We start from the raw sequence: 20015 nt of genomic DNA, 5'->3' as shown, positions 1-20015 counted from the left end.
TTCAATTAACCTTCACCAACGCTTTCACTGATAGTTGCGACAACGACCTTCGTATCATCATACAAGTATGCTGTGTAGTGTTGATCAGCTGTCATGATCGTGATCTTCTTGGTGATATCACGATCTGTTTCTACTAAGATATCACGTTTTCGAATCAACTTGACCGCTGGTGATGTTACATCTGATTTAACAAATAAAGCTTCTGTGTCGCCTAATTTCTTAGAACGTACAACTTGAGCACCTAGTACGTCAAAATACGTGCCTCGGATCATCGCATTTGCGATCGTGTCAGATCCAGCATGATTTTTTAGTGCATCCATGCGGATCTTTGCGGCATTCGCTGGTGAAACAACAGCTACAACAGTACCTTCCGTTTCATCGTTAAAGACATCTAACGCTTTTTGAATACCTTCCACAGTAGGTTCAATAGTTACTCTTTGAGTACCTTTCTTGATTGCTTCTAAGATATCATCATCTACCTTGTTGGCAATAGCTAAGCCTAATTGACGTGTAGATTCTTTTAGCGGTTCGCCATTTGCCGATAGCAACGCTTCATCAGTGATCTGTGTACCCTTAGCGGCCTTTTTGATTTTAGCTGATGCACTCTTTGTGCCGAGTTTATCTAATGGAATCGCTTGACCTTCGCCAACATCTTTAGCATCACCGATATACGTAAATTTAGGGTAGGTGATAGTATCACCAGGTTTCCCTTTTAAATTGTCATCAACTTGTGCTAAAGGTGTAAATCGCAAAGCCTTTTCCAATGAATAAGACACCATTGGTGCAAGCACCTCCGGGTTGATCATATCTTGCATTTGAGTCAATGTATCTGCCATTTTATCTTCCTCCTAATAATTGTTTAAATCGTTCTGGATCTTCGTTGTGAAGCTGTGTGAGTTCTTTCATGCTCAACTGTTCAATATTTGAATAAGTCTTTGTTTCCTTCGAGCTTTCAACACTTTTCGGCGTCTTACCAGCAAGCAATTCATTTGCTACTTGTTCTCGAATTCGATTAGCAAAAGCTGTTAGCTTCTCAACATTAGTTTTTGTGGTCTCAGCATCGTTTGAAACCACTAAGGCTAATTCATCTTCAGTTGCAGTAACGCCACTCTCAGCGAACATTTTGCGGGCCACAGCCTGCATCTTCATTTGCGCTAACTCATTTTCTGCTTCTTGCGCTCGTTTATTAGCTTGTTCTAACTCATAAGTGCGCTTTTGTTCTGCATTCATCTTCGCTAACTTTGTAGCTTCCTTTACAGCTTCAGACTTAGCTTCACTGATCTTTTTTTCTTGTTCACGATCAGCGCGTTCCATTCGTTTTCGCACGATCTCGTTCACTTCTTCTTGTGTGAACAACTTTTCTTCCTTGCTTTCTTCTTGCTCCGTTTCTTCAACTTGTGCACTAGCTTCAGTCTCGGTAGCTTCTTCAGCAAAATATTGCAAATCAAGTTTCATATCTTACACCTCATTTTGAGTCTGGTGGACTATTTACTCACGATCGTTCTTTAACGCCTGCGATCCCGGAAAAAAGGCAAAATAAAAAGCACCCAACTTACGCTGAATGCTACTTATAATTATTATGGGTCTATACAATACATCCCTTAGGAACTTTTAGTTCAATTTTTTTATTAGTCAGCAAAGCTTCAATAAGCTTCTCCCGCAATTCTTCTTCAGTCGCAGACATATACATTAATGGAAGGGGTTCATGAAGCTTTTCAAAATATAAATCTAAAAGCTCAGATAGACTTTTTCGATTTAAAAGATATCTTTTTAGCATTCTATTTCCTCCTAGAACTCATTTCTTTTACTATATTGTCAACAAATTCAGTACTTTTAGGAACTATCTCCCTTTGAAACTCATATGCAATAGGATTGTTTATAGCCGAGGCAATCGTGTTCGCAAAAAATTCACTTGCAAACACATGATTACTATCATAATAGCCTTGATAATGTCCAAACTGTAGTGGCATATCTATTGCCCCACCATAAACATCAGCTATATAACCTGTTTTCTTTACATTTTCTTTTGAAAAAAGACCATGATTAAGGGAAATTGCGAATGTATTACTAGTTCTTTTAGTATCTTTCAACTCTGGATAATTAATGGCTAAATATTTCTCTACTCCCTCGACTACCTCTATTTTAACATTTTTTCCCAGGCCATTACCACTTAACACATTTGAAACATCAGCTATACCATGTGCTACCTCATGATACACCAAATCGTATCCCTTTTGATGAGGAAACTCAAGAAATGAACTCTCTCTCAAATGGATTTTTTTATTTACAGGGTCATAGTAATTACTATCTTTTGTTTTGGCAATATCACCAGCAATCTCAACCTTATCCTTGTACATCGCAAAAAGCTTCTGATACTGTTCTGGCGCTTTAGACAATCTGTAAGCATATTCCTTAGCTCGTTTCTCGCCTAATGCTTGGACGTTTTTATCTGAAACAAATCTCTTTACGATCGCATCAATATCACTTGGGTAATCATGAAAGACCTCTTTAGGCTCATTTTTTTCTTTCTTGCCAAACCATTTTTCAAATATCCCTGGAGCAAGATTTTCTTTATCTACCCAATATGCTGCTTTACTACAACGACATCTCGGGTGCTTGGGTATCATCGGTGCGTCCATAACTGGATATACACCGATACCATATTCAGTTCTACGTTCTGCTATCTCTAAGCAATATTTGCATGCAGTCGGCTCAGCGATCCATTTACAAAACTTAAAACCAGCAGCTTTCAATGATCTCATCGTTGCAGCATCTTGCACGCGAGCCGTCTCAGTGATCACTAAGTTTTCGATAACTGCAGTAGCATTTCTGACTTCTTTTGCTACATTCGCTCTGAAGTTAGCTATTAGTTGCGTTGGATTAGTTCCTTGAATCATAGCACGGCTGATAACAGTGTCTAGTTTTGCTTTTAAGACACTTTGATTGACCCACAGTCTATCAGACCAAACAGCACCATGAAAGCTAGCAGACGCAACTACACGAGCATTTTTAGCTATCTGCACGTTATTATGTTTTGATAGAATACCTGATTGACGTTTCACTTCATCAATATATGACGATTCCAAATAATCGCTCATCGCCATTTGCTCTTGATTAGTAACTTTTGTCAGCTCTAAACCAACTTGGGCTTTAAGATACTCTAAGCGATTGATCTTCATCGTTGCGTTATACAACTTCAAGCGCTCATTTGCTTCTTTACTGAAATCTTTGTTCTCGACTAGCTTTTTAGCAGTCTTTTCAAACGCCTGCACATCGTTAGCTTTTATCTTTTTGATGACATCGCTCATCGTCAAACCTGTGTCAGTCGCATACTTGCTGTAAAAAGAATTAATCTGTGTCTGAATATCATTAGTTAATTGATCATAACGAGCTACCATCTGTTTAAGATATTCCTGGTCTTTTTTAGTACGCTTAGCGATCCATTCCTGTTCGCGTCGTTCCCAGTAATCATTCTTGTTTTTCATTGTGATCTACACCTTCAAACTGATAACTCGCAGGATTATTTTTGACTGCATTATCCAGCGCTTCACTCTCTTCTTGACGCATAAGTTCCATTTCTTCTTGTGGATCATCAACTAGGCTTGGCAATGCTTTTAGCTGTGTTTGCTTAGATACGATACCTTCTAAGTTTTTAGCCACGTTCGCTTCGAGCTCGATGTTCTTCGGTAAGTTTCGTGTGAAGGTGATCTTCAACTCATTTACAGGGTCATCAATAGAACCTGTTACTATGTCTTTGAGTTGGCCTTTCAAGCTCTTTTTCAATTTCAAGAACTCAAACACAACACGATACATTTTTCTCAATGAAATAACGAATTTTCGTTCTTTGACTGCAGCTAGCGATCGCATTGCTTGCATTTTAAGCTCAATAGAATAGCCAGACTGATTGTTTCCAGTCGCATTAATGTCATCTAAATTAGTGACCATCGTAGTTTGAAACAGGTTTCTGACAAGTCTATTCAACAAGTTTTCTTGTGTGCCATCCCCGTTGGGACGTTCTAAAAACTTTGCATCACTATCACCCGCAGCAATTGCGATCACTCGATTATCAGACATATTTTTAATGACTTCTTCATCAAGATCTCCACCCTTAAAAAATAAATAAGCGTCTGCAATAGCATCAGTGTCATTTGCTTTTTGACTGATCGCTTTGTTGATCGCATTCATCACAGAGATAGTTGAATTGTCATACAGTGGTAAACGTTCATCGTTTTCCATGAATTCAATTGCTGGAACTTTACCAAGTGGATTGGCTTCACTTTCGCCTAATTCAAAATCATTGTTAAACGGGATGGATTCATTATCTGAGTGAACTTCACCAACAAACTCATCATCTTTATTTTTTGTATAACGCACAAAATACATCGGTTTATGACTTACAGAGTCATCGTAGATAATAAACGAATTCGTAGGCGCTGAAATAGTAGCTCTTAGCTGAGCACCTTCATCACGATATAGAAACATATAAGCTCTGCCATAGATAGAACAGAGCTTAGCTAAATCGCTTATTTTATCTGGAACTGAACTTAGATTGTTGAAGCTTTGAAGCTCGTCATTTTGCTTCTCGTCTTTCAACCCGATCTGTGGCGCTACACCAGCAAAGAAACCGTTAAATACATTTACCAGGTACTTAGCAAAATTAATTGCAATTCGGTTATCTGGTTTGTTCAACGGTTTCTTAGGTTCTTTTTCGATGTCATATCTACCCTTGTACATCTCCATGTTACGACGATAAGTTGAGCTTATTCTTTCATTTTCTTTAACAAAAGCTTCCAGGTCGACTGAAGTCAACTGTTCATCTTGTGGAAATAAAAATATGTCATTTTCTCCTACCATCCCTTTTCCATCCAAAGCCATCTTATCGCCTCCTAAATTTGAATGTTGAATGTTTTGATCTTCGGTGTTGCTTGACCGTTAATCTCTTCAACTGCATATCTGATCGCATCGATGCAGTGATTGTAGCTATCAACTGGTTTGTTGATATATTCATTGGTTTTCCTATCTTTTTGATAGGTGTAGTTTTCTAATTCTTCGATCAACTTTACGCAGCGATCGTCAATAACTAACTGATACTGTTGCAAGAAACTGATACCTTGAATAACAGAGTCTGGACCTTTTTTAGCTGGTCTAACTCTTGCAATCCCATCACGTTTTAATTCTGCAATTGATTTTTGTTCAGCAGCATCAGCAGTGATCACTTCTTTTGAATAGCCCATGTCAGTGATCACCTTAGATATTTCATTATTGAGCATTCCTTTTTTCGTATACTCTTCAAGGGCGTATAGAATCTTATTCTTCTGATCAACTTTTACGTGAACGAATGCACTTGGATCATTCACAAACCCAAAGTCAAGCCCGAAATAACTAGGTATATCAACAAGGTCTGCTGCGTGTATTCTCTGCTTTTCAAAAACAGGAAAGACTAATTTATCTAAAGTTGCAAACTCCCCGAGCGTATAGATCTTGTAATAAGCTGGGTTGGTTTTCTTTAGATTTTCGATCGTGGGGATATTTTCTTCATCAAGGAACCGATTATCTTTGTAGGTAGAATGATGGACTGCAACACGATTTGTATCGATTTCGGCTTGTGGATCGAACCACTGTTTATACGTCCAATTGACTTTACTGACCGGGTTAAACATCACAAACAACTGACGATTCTTATGCTTAGGTTCACGCAAACGCAAAGTTAGCTGAGTAAAATCATCTAAGGTGAACTCGCTAGCTTCTTCCATGACCACATCGGATAAACCTTTGATCGATTTGATTTTTTCTGGATCGTCCATTCCTTTAAATAAAAAAACTGCCTTGTTTGGCAGCGTGATAGTCCGATCTGAATTATTTACCTTGCATAGTGCTAACAACTGCCACCTACTCAAGCAATCGAGCACATCGGCAAAGATAGAGTCCTTCAACGTGCGGTCGACTTTTCGCAACCATAATACCTTACGTGGATAGCGCCAATTCAATAACGACTTGAGAACGACCTTTTGAACGACACCATGCGATTTGCCGCTTGACGCACCACCATACCAAACTTCGATAAATTTTGAATAATCTTTCAAGCTATCATAGATCTGCTTATTGAAGACTTTGCTGGGTTGCGGGAAATTTAAACTAATCGCCATCCCACTCACCTACTCCAACATTGATCGTCATATCGCCTGAAACTTCCTTTTTATCGGTCCACGCTCCATAGCGTTTGCCGATCAGTTCCATTGCACGAATACGATCGCCAGTTTTTACACCTATCTCAACAACATCACCCGAATTTGTGACTTGCTCTTCAACAGTTTCACCACGAGCGATCGCTGATAATCTCTGCATGACTTCTTTCATGTCCATTGTTTTTTCGTCTTCTATTTGCTTTAGACGCTCATCAATGTAAGCCTTGATTGTAGTATTTTGTAGTAATTTACTTGCGTTAGTATTTGCATATTTTTCCGAATAACCCGCTTTAATTGCAGACTGAGTAGCATTTCCAGTGATAATATACTCGTCAGCAAAATTCTTCTGTTTTGGTGTTAGTTTTCTCACTTCATATCACCCACCTCCAAAAAAAGTAGTTTTGTTATTGTTATTACTTAATCATAAGTTTGTCCATGATCTTCTTTTCTTTCAAAACTTCACTCTCAAACTTCTTATGTTTTTTCTTGCTTAGATCGTTATTGATTTTGTTGATCAAATATTCTTCTAAGCCACAACTGACTAAACCTGCATTTTTCGTATTTCTCATCTTACAATTGACTCTCTTCAAAAACGTGTTGATCAGCTTTTGAGTAAACATCAACGTATAACTCTTTCTTGTCACCGTTGTAAGTAAACTCGTAATACTCATCCGAACCATCAACACCTAGCAGTGCTTTGTTGTGTTGAAGCGTCTTACAACTCCACACGATAAACACATCATCAGCGTCTGTATTATCAAATCTGTTGTAATCGTTGACGATATCTAAAAGTTTTTCGACGCATAGATCTAAGAATTTTCGTCCGTCCATAAAAACATCCTCCTAAGCAAAAAAGAGCCAGCTTTCACTGACTCTAGAATATTATCAAAATAAAGACCCGGGCTGGGCTCGAACCAGCTAGCCTTCCGCTACTCTTCAATACCGGGCCGTTTTGCCACGCTCTCGGATGTGGCAAGGACTTAACGCGCCCACACGCAGTAGATCGTGCTACTGTCACTAGCAAACTTATTTAACGACGCTTTGCAAACGTCAATAAGCATTTTGGATATCGTAGGATTCCCCATCACGGGAACAATATCATCTTAGCATGATATGATGACTACATTTCTTCGCTATTTTGACTATAACTTGACGCAACTTTGACGCTAACTTGACGCTTTTTGAATTTCTCTCAAATCGATACGATTTTCTTGTACGCACAGACGTTCAGCAAATTCTACTAGCGCTGCGATCTTCAATTCGTTATATCGTGTCGTGCTGTATTTGACTTTTTGAGCTACTCGCCAATCTGGCCAAAATTCAATATAACGATAAAATAAGATGATCTGATTTGTTTTACTGCAGTGATTGATAGCGACATCAATATCTTTTAAGATACTTTTTGCTTTCGCTGTGTCGCTTGTGATGTATTTGATAGCAGACTCTTCTTGACCGTTGATCGTGCTAGGTGATTTAGGCATTCCATCGTAGTTAGGTGAGCGAAAAAAGCTTGTTTGCTCATCTGCAAGACGTAACAATCTTTCAAAATCTTTCTCGAAAAATTTTTTGACTTTTTTAGCTGTCGCACGTTCATCGACCACTGGGAATAAACTTGATAATTCCATGCTTTCGCTCTCCCTTATGTTATAATTAGTTGTTGAATTTTATTGGGAAAGCGTGGTGTCTGCTCACTGCGCTTTTTATTTGTCCTACTCCTTGTTTAAAAGAAGTTCTGCGATAAAGCATAACCATTTAGTGATGACCCACATAAACAAAATAATCGTCATAAGTAACGTAAAAAAGGCAAAGTTCCAATCGCCTATAATTGTGAAATAAAATGCTATTAGCACAAACACCGTCGCAGCTAACTTTTCAGCCAAAGAAAGTGGTTCTAACTTTGCTTTATTTTTTAATTCTTCCATCTCATCATCACCCTTTTTTTGGAAATACAATCATTGTCCTCACCCATAATTGGTTCTATTGCTGACACTTTCGCATCAATAAACCCTCTCAAATACGTTGAATCACATAATAATGAATTATTGCATTTCTCAATTTCTTTTAACGTTTGATATAGCAACTTGTTTTGTTTTTTAAGTTTCATGTTCTGATTTACTAAGCTCGTTATCATACCTTCACGCTCTTCTTCCATCTCTTTAGCCCTCCACTAATACATAAGTCTTTTCAAAGATTTCTTTTTTAATTACCCAATACTCACCGTCAACTCCAGTAGCAATATAATCGCCTACGCCAAACTTCATATCTCCTTCTAACGTTCTTATCGAATAGCTAGACGGCGCAATTTCTGAAAGGAATGGTGCATACTGAATTAGATATTTTTCCATCATTTCAAACGATCCATCGAACTGTTCAGCTTTGATTGTAGCTGTCTTTTTGTATTCTCTGACTGCCATTTCAACCCTCCAATTCATCTTCAGGAACTTCGACCTTTAGTATATTAAGATCCAGCCCTTTGGCACGCGGATCTTTTTGCATCTCGTCGATCTCATCTTGCGTAAATTGTGAGCGTCCAAAAGATGTAGCTTCTTTTATCCCCCAATACCATGCGCCGTTATCACGTTTTACCCTTAAATAAGAGTCGCCAAATCCTGAGTCAATGTAATACTTCTTCTCTTTGACTACATAGCCATTAAAGTAAGCTTCAGCTAATAAAGCTTGAACCTCTTCTGGTTCGTCACCATCATATTGCGAATAATCAAAAGCTTTATGCCAAAAACTGTCTACTGACGTTGGATTGTAAAATGGTAAGCATCCGTTTTTAAACATAAATTCCGTTCTCTTCTGGTCAAGTTTTACCATCTTGACCATTCGTTCATCATCAGCCAGCTTCACATAGCCAGCTTTTTTCAATTGTTCTTCTGACACGCTCACTTGTCTTGTGCGATCGTCATATTTGTATGTGCCATCTTGTAGCACTAATTTTTGTTCTTCCATTTCATTAGTCCTCCTAATTTATATTATTCAAAAAAGCGCTTTTTTGATTATTCGGTGCTAAAACCTACCGCCTATTGTTAAAAATAGCTACTTTTTCATTTTTCATTATGAGCAAATGCGATAACGCTCATAAACAGCATGAACGCGATCACCATCGCCCACTTTAAAATTTCAGCGATCATTTGTCGTCCTCTGCTTTCGGTAGTGAATAAAGATATTCTTCGAGAGCTGTAACAGCCTGTATCATGCGTACAATAGCTCTTTCAAGGCCGTTATCTGTTCTGCATACAATCTCATCGTTAAACAGCCCACAACCATAAAATTCAATTATCAACCGTGCTTCTTTATCATTCCAGCGATCTTCAGCACCGCTCATAAACGCTTCACCGTACGTATAGCTATTGTCGGATAGCATTCCGTCATCAGTCACCGCAAATGAAATGCTATCGCCCATAATGTCGATTGCTTCTGTGATGATCTCGTTTCCTTTTCGTTCGTACATCTTCCTTGTCCTCACCTTCGTCTCTGAAATAATCTAAACTGACATCCAATGCGTCTGCAATCTTGCACATATTCTTGAATGATGGCTCAATACCATTTTTGTAATTTTGTAAAGTCGTTGCACTGATACCCGTATTTTTCGCAAGTCGATACACTGAAGTTTTTTGTCTCATCAATTCTTTTTCAATTTTCAACCACAACATATAGCGTTCACCTCTTGATTAATACTAAATATAGTATTATATTAGTCATATCAGATATGCAGCCTCCTAAAACTCATATTTGAAATTTACAGAAAGGACGGGATTCGTAATGGGACGTAATCAACACGTCGTACCTAACCCAAATGGTGGTTGGAATGTTAAAGGTGCTGGTGCTAAAAGAGCTACAGTTCACACCGATACCAAACGAAGCGCTGTAAACATTGCTCGTAATATCTCACGTAACCAACATTCCGAATTGATCATCCATGGAAAAAACGGTCAAATCCAAAGTCGAGATAGCCACGGGCATGACCCATTCCCGCCTAAGGGCTAATATACCGGCTTGACCCGAACCCTGACCCCCGCAACTGATTCACAATCCTCATTTGTGATCAGTGCTAGGGTTTTAGGGTTCTTTTCGTCTGTCTCAACGATCACCCGTGCCCATTTTGTCATTGGCTTGTTGATATTCTTTGTTTCTTTTTCTAGCTCAAATAATTCTTCAGTCATCTTTTTACTCTCCTGTCCAGTACTTTGGTGGATCATCAAGGTTCCACCGTTCAATCATTGCTTTTGCAAATACGTTCTCGTATTCAACTATCCAGCTCGCAGCGCTCTCAGACGAAACATAGTCAGACTTGCCACTTTTCACTAGCTTCTTGCATTCACTAAACGCACGATCTGGACTCAAGCCACAACATCGCAAGTAGCTCATCTGAATTTTGACGTCATCTGGCATCGGTGCTGTCGGACGCTTGATCGGTTTAAATTCCTTGATCAACACGGTCCACCTTCTTCATCTCTGGGCTGAATGCCAGCTCTGGATATAGCCCTTTACGCTTGATTACCTTGTATGGATCGCCTAGCTGGCTGGCGCTAACTTCTTGATCAGTCGTCAGACTAGGTGTCTCATTGTGTCGTTTGTTGTAGAAGTAGCACTTATCGTCAATCTCATAGATCACCGCATAATCGCTAGCCCAAATATTTTTTACTTTCATTTCTATACCTCTCTTACGTCTTCCATATCGTTGAATAAAATTCTGTGATCCTTATTTTTCGTCACTAATCGACTGATGATCTTCGGATCGTACATCTGCACAAAATGCTTATCTACGTTATTTGTCGTGATGACTGTTGTTTTCTTTCCCTGAAAGCGTCCATTCGCTACTTGATAAAGATAGTTCTGCAAATCTCGTCTTACTGGTTTGAGGTCACTGATGATCCCACCTTCAGTACCAAAATCATCAAGCAATAAAACATCAACTTCAGTAAGTGCACGTTTCAGATCGTCAAGTTTTTCTTTTGTCTTTTGATACGTGTATTGATCAGCTAACAAAGATGATAGTTCAGCAGTCGAAACGATCATAATAGACTTACCAGACTCTTCATGTATCTTTGTCAACATTGCGATCGCTAGGCTGGTTTTTCCAGTCCCAGATTTACCGTACATCGTCACATTAAAGCTATCCGTAAGCAATTCTGTAGCTAACGTGTATGCTTGTTTAGCGATCGCATGCGCTGCTTGAGGGTTACTTTGTCTGTTTACATCCCAATCCGAAAACTTGAACTTGATCTCTTCACCACCAGACCAAATAGAGTTACGGTAACAAAACTTTGACTTTAACTGTTGCTGATCTTTTCTCCATTTTTCATTCAATGCTAGTTCGTTATTTTTATGAAATTCTGCAAATTCTTCTCGTGATAAATTCAGTAGCCGTTTCCCATCTTCAGTTTTCATACGTTCAATCAGTTCAGAAATATTAGACCCGGGAATGTTACGCTTAGCAAATTCTTCTGCACTGCTCATTCATACCACTCCACTTCATTTGATGCGTTATTTCGTCTGTTACTCCAACCACTTTGCCGTTGTTGCTTCTTAGCTTCAAACTGCTTATCTTCACCTTCAATAGCCTCAACAGTCCAGATCTTATTTCTCAGATACCCTTTTAAGATGCCTACTGAGTATTCAGCTGGCGCTTTAGCTCGATAGATTGCAGCCTTTTCAATGACTTTATTAAATACTGCGATGATATCTTCTTTTGGCACACCTTCTTCATACCAGTCCCTATACTCATCTAAGAGCTTCATTCTTTCAGTTTGTGTTATCTGTCCAAAGTTACGCTCAAAGTATTGTGCGATTGGTTGTATCTGTCTGTGACATTCTAGTTGAATATCAAGATCAGAAAGATTAGCGCGTGAGCTATCATCATCTATCTTCTCTGTAGTAGTCTCTGTGTAGTCTATGGTATAGGTCTGGTAATTCTTGCCGGTTGCATTCGGTAATTCCTGCCGATTCGTGCGGTAACTTTTACCGAATGCTGTTACCATTTGGGAAAATGCGTCATAATCAATCCTGTACCACTTTGTACGATCGAATTTTGCTTTGTTGTAGTTGCCGGTAACTAGCAATCCTTTGTTTTCTAATGACTTAAGTTTGGTCCTCATCGTCTTATCTGACTCGATCCACGAAAATTGTTTTTGCCACTCTGAGATCGTGTTATAGACCCAGCTATATCCATCTCTGATATTTGTGTTTTTCTGCGTCCAATAATGGATTTGTTGCAATATTGCAGCTTCATCAAGACTGCCTAACATTTTGGCTAAAGTTGGCGATACAACAATCGGTGGCTCGTCAAAAAGCAGATTATTCATGTTACCATCCTCCCTTGAAATTATCGGGCCTCTCACCCGTCTAGCATTAACGTTTACTGACGCTCTTTGTTGCTAGATCTTGCTTTTGAGCTTGTAATTGGTGTATTGAGCAACAGCTTCAACAGCTACTCGGATAAGCGACTCAGGTTCCATATTCTTATTTGTAGCCGTCATCAAGATTGTTGATACTAATTCGACTTCTTCGTTTGTCATGTTTCCTTCTAGTTGTTCGTCTGTCAGATCGTATAGACGTCCTGCTAGATTCAGTGCTTTTAATGCGTTCATTTGTGCCTCCTATAAATCTCTTGGATCAATAAATCCAGTTAGTTGTTTATTTGCTCGACAATATTCACACTCGCCACATTTAGTTGGGGCAATCTCGCCCTTCATAACGCTTGCTACTCTGTCGATATTGTCTTTTATCACGTCTAGTTGCTCTGCCATCAGATCAAACGGCATCTCCATTGCTGCTTTATCTGGTATCTTCTGCTTGTCAACAGCGAAGATATATGCTTTGAACGGCTTATGATACTTTTGTTGCAGTAGCTTCTTGTACACTGCCATTTGTAATGCGTAGTTGTACTCATCTGTGAAGTTCTTTTTTCGTCCTTCTTCTGTGAGATAACCGTAACGCAGATGTAGCTCCCTAGTGGTTTTTAGATCGACAAAATAACCTTTTTCAACGTTCAAGCAATCGATCCTTGCCTTCCATGGATAGCCATACAACTTGCCATCCAGTATCACTTCACGCTCACCTTGATAGATATAGTTAAAGAAATTATCTGTAGCCAAAGTTTGGATCATCAGATCTGTTTTTTTAGTAACTGCGTACTTTTCTCCATCAGCTTTGTATAGCTCGTCGTGATATTCATTGATAAACTCTTCATGAGCTTCTGGGCTTTCAAAATACGTGTGTAGATAGTTGCCTTGTACTAGCGCTTCAGCTTTGTCTTCTACTGGATCATTCAATTTCTTCATTGTCGAAACTTCACAGTTCAAGAATTCTTTGAAGTACGTTGCTGACATGTAGCGCCAGTCCATCTCGTTGCTATAGTAATTCGCCCTGTTGAGTTTCTTTGTCGCTTTGAGTATTGTTTTCCTTGCCATCTTCTACACTCTTTCTCTTTTGAGCTTCTTCAAAACCTTTCACGATGTCTTCTGTAGTCTCGCTCGTATCATCAAAGATCTCGACTTCATCAGCATCAATATTTACAGGCTCTGGATCAGCTTCGTCTTTTGCCACCGCTTCAGCTAACTGCGTTGACATAGGGCCCCACTTCGTAAGCAGGCTTTTAAGCACTGTTTTTAGCGCCATAGCGTCAAAATCAGTTGCCCATGGTGATTTACCCCCAGCCTTCGAAAAACGATCTCTGTGAGCTTCTATTTGCTCTCTCGTCCAATAAACAGTTTTCTCAAAACCGTTTAACAGTTTGAAATATCCGATATATCCGATAGCTGTGTCTGATTTACGTTTAGTCGGATCGTACCCAACTTCTTCAGTAAGTGGATTCCAGCTTGTAAGTTCACCTTCATAAACAGTTACAGCGTTCATCGCCTTGTACTGACCACTCCGTTGCGCTAGCTGAATGTAGCCTTTGTATCCGATCTGCGCTTGGGCTTTGCCCTTGTATGGAACTAGCCACACATATCCCAAGTTTTGATCGATTGGTAGATCTAATGTAGCGGCTACCATCGCAGACTGAATAACTGATAATTGGTCCACGTTCGCTAATGAACGATTGCTATTTACGATGCTTACGATCGATGTAGCAAACTGTGGCTCACGATCGTGTAAAACGTTAGCAATCATGTTTTTTACTTGTGTGTTTTTAACCAATTGTTTAACTGGGACTCTTGATAGTGCATTTTGTTGGTTCATAATTGTTCCTCCATAATTGCCGAAAATTGTTCTAAATATTCTTTTGCGACTTCGAAATGATCGTCATCATCACCCTGTACGTTGATTCTAAACAGTGTAGTTGTAAGCTCATCACGTACATAGTCAACGACATCAGCTTTTGTTTGATGCGACAGTTCTGTGCCATCCCATTCAGTGATCATGTACAATGGTTCACTATTTGAACCATTGCAACAGTTTGAATCTTTTTGCGTCTTGATTGCGTCGATTTGATCTGGTGTCACGATAGATGCCCTCCTTCAATTCGTGTTATAATTTAATCGAAAATATTTTTAGTTAGGGTCGCACTGCAATGCGATCCATTTTTTATGGTTTGAATAACCAATCTAGGCCTCGGGTCCATTCGGCATCGCGGGCACTAGCAATCGCCAATGTGATCAGTGCTAGAACACCAGCCCAGCCAACCACCCATTCTTCGTGTGGCAAGAAACCCGCCAGCATGACGCCAGCTAAGACCGCTAAGATGTAGCTACTGTTGATCTTCATTTTCATTTCCTTCTTTCTGCTATAATTTAGTCATCTCCTGTGAAAGGAGGTGAAATATATGGCTACTAATCCACCTAAAAACAACGCTCGCAAAGGTGCTGTTCGTGGGCGCTCTCAAACTTTCAACCCTAAAACTAAACGCTATGTTAAACGTGATACATCAACCGGCAAGTTTATGGACGTTAAACAAGATGGCACTAAGTTTAAAGGTGTAAGAACAGAGCGTTAGCCTTGTTCTGCGACTTGTTCTAGCAACCTAGGCAAGTCGTTTTCTTTTATCACTTGATGTAGTACAACGCTCAAGCGCTCTACTAGTTCTTCGTATTCGTCTCCACGGTAACCCGCTTCAAAGATCGTTGCGTGCATTAATTCATGGACAAAGGTCTGCTCTGTGCGTTCTCTTGACAACCCTTTACGGATTTCAATATGTGCATCGTGATATACACACGATCCATACGTATTTGGATCGTTATCCACTAGCTCTTTAATTTGTACGTTATATTCGATACCTGCGACTTTTACGTTTTGCATATGCTTATCTCCATTTCCCTTTCAACAATTCGCAGCACCCATCTATCAAGATCAGCACTGCGATCAACACCAACAACTTGATCTGTGTCACCGCCTTTCAAAGTAACCATTTTTCATCATTCAATCCTTTTAAATAATTGCCGGGATCACTTTTGTTACGTTTGAATTTGTTATCATCTTTCCAGCGTAAGTAGGCTAAGAATAGACGCTTATGAATGTATGTCACATTTGTTGTTGGTCTCAAGATCCCTTGGGAAAATTCTGGATATTCGTCCATCTCATTGATATAAACTGTCAATGTTGATGGCTTTAAGCCTACGAATTTCTTTTGTAACTCATCCCGGCGATACCACTCTTCAACAGGATCTTTTTCAACTGCATATGCTAATTGTTCGATTGTTGGTTGTAACATTTTGATCACTCTCCTAAAATAGCCTTTCTTGTCCTTTAGCTTCATCGCCGATCTGTTCGATAATCATCAGCGTTGCACGAGATGGAACCCAATCCATTAAATAACGATCAACTGTATCAAAATCTTTCTTACGAAGCTGAGATCTAGTTTTTACACCAGTCACTTCCTTAACACCTCGATTAACATCTTTATACAATTGCGCGCGTTGCTTGCTACTTAAAATTAAATGATGTGCTGTGATATAGTTCTGAACTTCTGAACTGATACGTTTGCTCAAGTAGTTGTATTCGCCAGGATCAATCGAAGCGTTTTGCTCTAAGTCATCCATTCGAGTCGTTAACTTTTCGACCTTACCAGCTGTTTCCAGTGTTGAATTAATTGCTAGCTTAAGCATCTCAGTTGGTGATTGCGGTAAACGTTGCTGTGTTTTTGGATTAAAATAGTTTTCTTCGAGTTCGTCATATACATCCCAAGCTCTATCTGTTCCGAGCATTTTTGCATGTCGACTTGCTCCGCGTTTTGTCCAAAGATAAAGCTGACTTGCAAACTTGTTAATAGGTAATTCGAAATTTTCGAATTGGCTCTTGAATTCTTTGAGCTGTGCGCCTTTCAACAAATAGTAGTGCTTTTTCTCTTCAAATTTTTCTTCGTTATTTTTAAAATTTTGAGCAATTGACTGTGTAGTTGTTCCATAGAATTCAGCAAGTTGCTCTGTTGTTAAAATAACTTGATCATCGTATTTAACTTGTTCTAAACTGTACATTTCCGTTCTCCTTTGTATTCGATTTTCGCAAAACTAAAAGTAAATTTTTTCCATAGGTATCTTTAAAATTTTTGCTAAAATCGGTAATTCTTCAATCTGGAATTTATATACTCCGTTTTCACGCCGAGCATATTTTTCTGCGAAAGCTAGATTCAACTCTTTTGCCATCATGGCTTGAGTAAGTCCCAGCTCTGTTCTTCGCTGCTTAATTAATTTCAAATTAACTTCAGGCATTTCGTACCTTCCTCTCTTTATCGATTTGCGATTTTCGCTCATCTACATTTATTATATTATCATGCGTTTTTCGCAAAGTAAAGTATTTTTTTGCACTTTTCGCATTTTATTTATCTTTTTTTCGCAAAATATGTTATTGTTATTGCGTAAAGCACAATGCGAAATGCGCAATAACAATATTTAAGAGGTGAACTGACATGAAGCAAGAAACATCATCTGACGACAGATTAAGGAACAACATCATCAACTTGAGAGAATCTAGAAATTTGTCACAAAGCGAGCTTGCTAAACTTATGGGAATACACAATTCATACATTAGTAAAATCGAAAGTGGTACTAGAAAAGTTTCTACATCCGAATTAAATAAACTTGCAGAAATTTTCGATGTTTCTACTGACTACTTATTAGGTAGAAAAGAAAATGAAAGTTCCACCGAAAACCAAGAAAACAAAGACTTGAAGAAGTTCCTTGAAGATAATCTTGATAACGGGATGACATTCGGTGATGGCGAAGTCACTGAAGAAGATCGAGAAAAACTTGAAATAGCACTGACACAAATTTTCTATAGATACCACGATGAATTTAAAAAAAGAAAAGAAGAAAAAGGTGGATTTAAATTTTAATGGGGTGTTGTTATATTGAAATACGGGAAAATTTTAAAAAGGATTTATGATGAAACAAATACATATGATCCATTTGAAATAGCAAGGCATTTTGATACGCCTATCGAGTATACAGATATAGCTGATCCGCCTGCGAAAACAGTTTACCTAGAAGGCCAGCCTATAATACTGCTTTCAAATAAATTACGAGAAAGCAATGCTAGATACTATATCTGTGGACATGAATTGGGTCATATTTTCAAACATACTGGTATCGCCTGTTCATATGATAGTAATCTTCATTTTCGGACAGGTATGGAACGTGAAGCTGATCAGTTTAGCTTCGAGCTTTGCAACGCTTTTTACAATGAAGAAAATGGTTACTACCCTAACGAGATCAAACAGCTAAATTACTCGTATGGTGTGCCTGAAAATTTTCATTTGAGTGAGATGCTGGTGTAAATTCGCTCTAAACGTTGAACGACAATAAAAGTTGATATAAATAAAGGAGAGATAATTATGTGCGAAAAAAAAGATGGGAAAGTTGTTAGTTTCATCAACATGAAAGGCGGCGTTGGGAAAACAACCCTATGTCGTGAAATCGGCTATACCTTAAACAAAAAATTTAAAAAGTCTATTTTGTTTATTGATATAGATCCACAAGCTAATTTAACTCAATCATTATTTGAGAAATATAACCTCCTTCCTTCCGATTTATATAATGACCTACCTACAGAAGAGCAAAAAAAAATTAAAATTTGCGATGTATCTATCGGAAAGCTCTTTGATGACAGCAAACATTTCCCGGAAATCTCTGATATAGTTGTAGATTTAGATGAAGGTACAGCAAACGATAATAAGCTCTCGCTTATTCCTGGAGACTTGGAGACTGTTTTTTTAGAAAGATCAAACAGTGGAGCAAAAGCCGAAAGTGCTCTTGACAAATTTATTGTAAAAAAAGGCATTTGTGACAAATATGACTACATTTTTATTGATTGCCCTCCTACTTATTCTTTCTATACAACGACTGCCTTTAATGCAAGCGACTATTACCTTGTTCCTGTAGGAATCGATCCATATTCCGTATTAGGTATAGACTTATTAGAACAAGTTGTGGAACAAATAAAAGAGAATGATTTTCGTAGATTTGATTCTAAAACATTACAAAATATGGGAATAATTTTTAATCCTATTAATTACATTAGTAATTCTACCGGCAGTGCTTTATTTAATAATCAAAAGAATTCTATTAAAAATTCAAAAAAATTGAAACGATATGATTTCTATTATTTTGATAACCATTTCGAATTTAACTCAAAATACAAAAAAGATTTAGATTACTTTTCTATTGACAAGAATAATCGAAAATCAAATACTAATATTATTAGCATTACGCAAGAATTTATGGATAGAATAGAATTCCTGAATTCAAATAAAGATGTGGAAGGTGATAGTAATGAATGAATTTAATCGCACATTGGTTCTTCTTCAAGGAGACCTTGAACAACTTGATATGCGTACTCATCCAGAAAGACTTCGATACAAATTGTATCCTATATACATTAACCTACTGTTGAACAAAAACTTCTTTAAAAATAACATTGATATTAAGCCTTTGTGCAATGATTTATCACTAGCCTTCAAGGATTATGTTTATAGAAGTCGCACATTGCTTGTGGCACGGATAATTAGGTCTATAGAGTTAGCTGATCAGAAAGATTTACTAACATATGTTAAAGTAGCTAAAAAATATATTTATGCATATACCGACAAAGTAGAAAACACTGACAAAAATACGAATAACGACTCTAACTTTATAGATAAATTTGGGAGGAAAGATGGTTAATAAAAGTTATTTCGAGGACTATATGTCATTTGTAAAGAAGACCTATCCTAGATTTTATGAGGAATGTTATCAAATATACTCAGAAAAGGATAGAAAATATTTCAAAGAAACTGTCGATGATATTTATAAATTATTTCTTCATATCTCTATCTTAAAGGATATTTCTTCAAAAGATACTTATTTTTTAGAAGAAACTGAAAAAATTATCTACAGTATATTACTACTAATCCCTACAAATGATTTATATTCCATCAATACTTTCTTTCGAGCTCTTTCTGAATCTATGCTTCGTTTGATTTTGTTAAACAATAGGAATAACACCAATTTGTCACGGGATAACATAGCTAATATGTCATTCAAAAATATAAAGAAAAGAATCCTTATGAATAGTTTTCTTTTTTCCAGAAAAAAGAAATTCGAGTACCTTTATAACCTCTTTTCTACATCATCAAGATCATTACATAGTCCTGGAAATAGCATAATTGGTCACTTATTTCTGGATGAACAATTTGAAGAAAAATATAATCTAAAACAATTGCATAGTAAATTTCAGCAAATTAATAAGATATTTTTAGAAGTTATCATTCCAGATATATTCGAATTAACGAAAGAAGACATAAGCTTGAGTAATTCTATAAAAATACGAAAATCACTATCCCCCAAAGAATTTAGCATTTATATTAACTATTTCAAAAAAAGTTAATATTATCCAATTTTTTCACCTTAA

The 20015-nt window shown here is 37.8% G+C and carries 37 protein-coding genes; 7 read left to right on the top strand and 30 right to left on the bottom strand.

All coding sequences use genetic code 11. From position 1 onward, the window contains the following. Positions 1 to 5: 5 nt before the first annotated feature. From ABT996_RS09310 to ABT996_RS09235, 16 genes are all read right to left on the bottom strand, one after another. Positions 6 to 836 carry a N4-gp56 family major capsid protein gene (locus ABT996_RS09310; protein WP_035448037.1) on the bottom strand — a complete coding sequence of 277 codons (831 nt, stop codon included), beginning with the start codon at positions 834 to 836 and terminating at the stop codon, positions 6 to 8. A gap of 1 nt (position 837) precedes the next feature. After that, positions 838 to 1455: a DUF4355 domain-containing protein gene (locus ABT996_RS09305; RefSeq protein WP_052006353.1), complete on the bottom strand. Its 618-nt coding sequence runs from the start codon at positions 1453 to 1455 to the stop codon at positions 838 to 840. Between the two features lie 130 nt (positions 1456 to 1585). After that, on the bottom strand, positions 1586 to 1777 hold the full coding sequence (locus ABT996_RS09300) for a hypothetical protein (RefSeq protein WP_035448025.1): 192 nt from the start codon (positions 1775 to 1777) through the stop codon (positions 1586 to 1588). 1 nt (position 1778) lies between these two features. After that, entirely contained in the window at positions 1779 to 3485 is a 1707-nt protein-coding gene (locus tag ABT996_RS09295; RefSeq protein WP_052006352.1) for a structural protein, read from the bottom strand. After that, complete coding sequence (locus ABT996_RS09290; protein ID WP_052006351.1) at positions 3469 to 4875, bottom strand: phage portal protein; 1407 nt, start codon at positions 4873 to 4875, stop codon at positions 3469 to 3471. The genes ABT996_RS09295 and ABT996_RS09290 overlap by 17 nt, the downstream gene beginning before the upstream one ends. Before the next feature lie 11 nt (positions 4876 to 4886). Continuing rightward, the gene (locus tag ABT996_RS09285; protein WP_035448021.1) at positions 4887 to 6146 is read right to left on the bottom strand and encodes a PBSX family phage terminase large subunit; all 1260 of its coding nucleotides are present in this window, start codon (positions 6144 to 6146) and stop codon (positions 4887 to 4889) included. Next, a complete protein-coding gene (locus ABT996_RS09280; protein ID WP_035448018.1) occupies positions 6136 to 6555 on the bottom strand; it encodes a terminase small subunit in 420 nt (139 codons plus the stop codon). Before ABT996_RS09280 ends, ABT996_RS09285 begins: the two co-directional genes overlap by 11 nt. Before the next feature lie 43 nt (positions 6556 to 6598). Then, positions 6599 to 6754: a hypothetical protein gene (locus ABT996_RS09275; protein WP_161633761.1), complete on the bottom strand. Its 156-nt coding sequence runs from the start codon at positions 6752 to 6754 to the stop codon at positions 6599 to 6601. A 1-nt stretch (position 6755) separates the two neighbouring features. Further along, positions 6756 to 7016 carry a DUF6275 family protein gene (locus tag ABT996_RS09270; RefSeq protein WP_035448017.1) on the bottom strand — a complete coding sequence of 87 codons (261 nt, stop codon included), beginning with the start codon at positions 7014 to 7016 and terminating at the stop codon, positions 6756 to 6758. Between the two features lie 335 nt (positions 7017 to 7351). After that, complete coding sequence (locus tag ABT996_RS09265) at positions 7352 to 7810, bottom strand: ArpU family phage packaging/lysis transcriptional regulator (RefSeq protein ID WP_035448016.1); 459 nt, start codon at positions 7808 to 7810, stop codon at positions 7352 to 7354. Between the two features lie 84 nt (positions 7811 to 7894). Further along, positions 7895 to 8107: a hypothetical protein gene (locus ABT996_RS09260; protein WP_035448014.1), complete on the bottom strand. Its 213-nt coding sequence runs from the start codon at positions 8105 to 8107 to the stop codon at positions 7895 to 7897. Continuing rightward, positions 8095 to 8337 carry a hypothetical protein gene (locus tag ABT996_RS09255; RefSeq protein WP_035448011.1) on the bottom strand — a complete coding sequence of 81 codons (243 nt, stop codon included), beginning with the start codon at positions 8335 to 8337 and terminating at the stop codon, positions 8095 to 8097. The genes ABT996_RS09260 and ABT996_RS09255 overlap by 13 nt, the downstream gene beginning before the upstream one ends. Before the next feature lie 4 nt (positions 8338 to 8341). Beyond that, the gene (locus ABT996_RS09250; protein WP_035448009.1) at positions 8342 to 8599 is read right to left on the bottom strand and encodes a hypothetical protein; all 258 of its coding nucleotides are present in this window, start codon (positions 8597 to 8599) and stop codon (positions 8342 to 8344) included. 1 nt (position 8600) lies between these two features. Then, complete coding sequence (locus ABT996_RS09245) at positions 8601 to 9140, bottom strand: hypothetical protein (RefSeq protein ID WP_035448007.1); 540 nt, start codon at positions 9138 to 9140, stop codon at positions 8601 to 8603. A gap of 178 nt (positions 9141 to 9318) precedes the next feature. Further along, positions 9319 to 9642 carry a hypothetical protein gene (locus ABT996_RS09240; protein ID WP_146024639.1) on the bottom strand — a complete coding sequence of 108 codons (324 nt, stop codon included), beginning with the start codon at positions 9640 to 9642 and terminating at the stop codon, positions 9319 to 9321. After that, complete coding sequence (locus ABT996_RS09235; protein WP_318530705.1) at positions 9584 to 9814, bottom strand: helix-turn-helix domain-containing protein; 231 nt, start codon at positions 9812 to 9814, stop codon at positions 9584 to 9586. The genes ABT996_RS09240 and ABT996_RS09235 overlap by 59 nt, the downstream gene beginning before the upstream one ends. Positions 9815 to 9953: 139 nt before the next feature. On the opposite strand from ABT996_RS09235, the gene ABT996_RS09230 reads away from it, so the two are divergent. Then, a complete protein-coding gene (locus tag ABT996_RS09230; RefSeq protein WP_035448003.1) occupies positions 9954 to 10178 on the top strand; it encodes a DUF2188 domain-containing protein in 225 nt (74 codons plus the stop codon). On the opposite strand, the gene ABT996_RS09225 is transcribed toward ABT996_RS09230, so the two are convergent. The 10 genes from ABT996_RS09225 to ABT996_RS09180 all read right to left on the bottom strand — a co-directional run bounded on the left by ABT996_RS09225 (position 10175) and on the right by ABT996_RS09180 (position 14900). After that, positions 10175 to 10354 (bottom strand): hypothetical protein, encoded by a 180-nt coding sequence (locus ABT996_RS09225; protein WP_035448002.1) that lies wholly within the window; start codon positions 10352 to 10354, stop codon positions 10175 to 10177. The two genes, ABT996_RS09230 and ABT996_RS09225, sit on opposite strands and share 4 nt — an antisense overlap. A 4-nt stretch (positions 10355 to 10358) precedes the next feature. Beyond that, positions 10359 to 10625 (bottom strand): hypothetical protein, encoded by a 267-nt coding sequence (locus tag ABT996_RS09220; protein ID WP_035447999.1) that lies wholly within the window; start codon positions 10623 to 10625, stop codon positions 10359 to 10361. Further along, a complete protein-coding gene (locus tag ABT996_RS09215) occupies positions 10609 to 10842 on the bottom strand; it encodes a hypothetical protein (protein ID WP_035447997.1) in 234 nt (77 codons plus the stop codon). Before ABT996_RS09215 ends, ABT996_RS09220 begins: the two co-directional genes overlap by 17 nt. Positions 10843 to 10844: 2 nt before the next feature. Further along, positions 10845 to 11651 carry an ATP-binding protein gene (locus tag ABT996_RS09210; protein WP_035447994.1) on the bottom strand — a complete coding sequence of 269 codons (807 nt, stop codon included), beginning with the start codon at positions 11649 to 11651 and terminating at the stop codon, positions 10845 to 10847. Then, complete coding sequence (locus ABT996_RS09205; protein WP_052006350.1) at positions 11648 to 12496, bottom strand: DnaD domain-containing protein; 849 nt, start codon at positions 12494 to 12496, stop codon at positions 11648 to 11650. Before ABT996_RS09205 ends, ABT996_RS09210 begins: the two co-directional genes overlap by 4 nt. Before the next feature lie 72 nt (positions 12497 to 12568). After that, positions 12569 to 12781: a hypothetical protein gene (locus tag ABT996_RS09200; protein ID WP_035447991.1), complete on the bottom strand. Its 213-nt coding sequence runs from the start codon at positions 12779 to 12781 to the stop codon at positions 12569 to 12571. A 9-nt stretch (positions 12782 to 12790) separates the two neighbouring features. After that, positions 12791 to 13522: a PD-(D/E)XK nuclease-like domain-containing protein gene (locus ABT996_RS09195; protein ID WP_225361393.1), complete on the bottom strand. Its 732-nt coding sequence runs from the start codon at positions 13520 to 13522 to the stop codon at positions 12791 to 12793. Between the two features lie 22 nt (positions 13523 to 13544). After that, positions 13545 to 14375, bottom strand: coding sequence for a recombinase RecT (locus ABT996_RS09190; protein ID WP_035447985.1), 831 nt, complete (start codon positions 14373 to 14375; stop codon positions 13545 to 13547). Then, positions 14372 to 14638, bottom strand: coding sequence for a hypothetical protein (locus tag ABT996_RS09185; RefSeq protein ID WP_035447982.1), 267 nt, complete (start codon positions 14636 to 14638; stop codon positions 14372 to 14374). Before ABT996_RS09185 ends, ABT996_RS09190 begins: the two co-directional genes overlap by 4 nt. 82 nt (positions 14639 to 14720) lie before the next feature. Further along, positions 14721 to 14900, bottom strand: coding sequence for a hypothetical protein (locus ABT996_RS09180; protein WP_035447978.1), 180 nt, complete (start codon positions 14898 to 14900; stop codon positions 14721 to 14723). Positions 14901 to 14958: 58 nt separating this feature from the next. On the opposite strand from ABT996_RS09180, the gene ABT996_RS09175 reads away from it, so the two are divergent. Next, positions 14959 to 15129 carry a hypothetical protein gene (locus tag ABT996_RS09175; RefSeq protein ID WP_168350697.1) on the top strand — a complete coding sequence of 57 codons (171 nt, stop codon included), beginning with the start codon at positions 14959 to 14961 and terminating at the stop codon, positions 15127 to 15129. Here ABT996_RS09175 and ABT996_RS09170 read toward each other — a convergent pair. The 4 genes from ABT996_RS09170 to ABT996_RS09155 all read right to left on the bottom strand — a co-directional run bounded on the left by ABT996_RS09170 (position 15126) and on the right by ABT996_RS09155 (position 16840). Continuing rightward, positions 15126 to 15308, bottom strand: coding sequence for a hypothetical protein (locus ABT996_RS09170; RefSeq protein WP_225361392.1), 183 nt, complete (start codon positions 15306 to 15308; stop codon positions 15126 to 15128). The two genes, ABT996_RS09175 and ABT996_RS09170, sit on opposite strands and share 4 nt — an antisense overlap. A 220-nt stretch (positions 15309 to 15528) precedes the next feature. Beyond that, positions 15529 to 15843, bottom strand: a complete 315-nt coding sequence (locus ABT996_RS09165) for a hypothetical protein (RefSeq protein WP_180978422.1) — start codon at positions 15841 to 15843, stop codon at positions 15529 to 15531. A 13-nt stretch (positions 15844 to 15856) separates the two neighbouring features. Then, positions 15857 to 16606, bottom strand: coding sequence for an ORF6N domain-containing protein (locus tag ABT996_RS09160; RefSeq protein ID WP_035447973.1), 750 nt, complete (start codon positions 16604 to 16606; stop codon positions 15857 to 15859). Between the two features lie 33 nt (positions 16607 to 16639). After that, positions 16640 to 16840, bottom strand: coding sequence for a helix-turn-helix transcriptional regulator (locus tag ABT996_RS09155; protein ID WP_035447969.1), 201 nt, complete (start codon positions 16838 to 16840; stop codon positions 16640 to 16642). 197 nt (positions 16841 to 17037) lie between these two features. On the opposite strand from ABT996_RS09155, the gene ABT996_RS09150 reads away from it, so the two are divergent. The 5 genes from ABT996_RS09150 to ABT996_RS09130 are packed head-to-tail and all read left to right on the top strand — an operon-like array spanning position 17038 to position 19991. Then, a complete protein-coding gene (locus ABT996_RS09150) occupies positions 17038 to 17463 on the top strand; it encodes a helix-turn-helix domain-containing protein (RefSeq protein ID WP_035447966.1) in 426 nt (141 codons plus the stop codon). 15 nt (positions 17464 to 17478) lie between these two features. Continuing rightward, a complete protein-coding gene (locus ABT996_RS09145) occupies positions 17479 to 17904 on the top strand; it encodes an ImmA/IrrE family metallo-endopeptidase (protein WP_052006349.1) in 426 nt (141 codons plus the stop codon). A 57-nt stretch (positions 17905 to 17961) separates the two neighbouring features. Beyond that, complete coding sequence (locus ABT996_RS09140; protein ID WP_052006348.1) at positions 17962 to 18906, top strand: ParA family protein; 945 nt, start codon at positions 17962 to 17964, stop codon at positions 18904 to 18906. Next, a complete protein-coding gene (locus ABT996_RS09135) occupies positions 18899 to 19288 on the top strand; it encodes a hypothetical protein (RefSeq protein WP_035447961.1) in 390 nt (129 codons plus the stop codon). The genes ABT996_RS09140 and ABT996_RS09135 overlap by 8 nt, the downstream gene beginning before the upstream one ends. Positions 19289 to 19310: 22 nt before the next feature. Beyond that, entirely contained in the window at positions 19311 to 19991 is a 681-nt protein-coding gene (locus ABT996_RS09130; RefSeq protein ID WP_146024638.1) for a hypothetical protein, read from the top strand. Positions 19992 to 20015 lie beyond the last annotated feature (24 nt).

The organism is Ligilactobacillus sp. RTP31139st1_D10_RTP31139_211217 (assembly GCF_040226755.1).
Classification (GTDB): domain Bacteria; phylum Bacillota; class Bacilli; order Lactobacillales; family Lactobacillaceae; genus Ligilactobacillus; species Ligilactobacillus animalis.
This window is presented reverse-complemented; position numbering and strand designations above follow the sequence as displayed.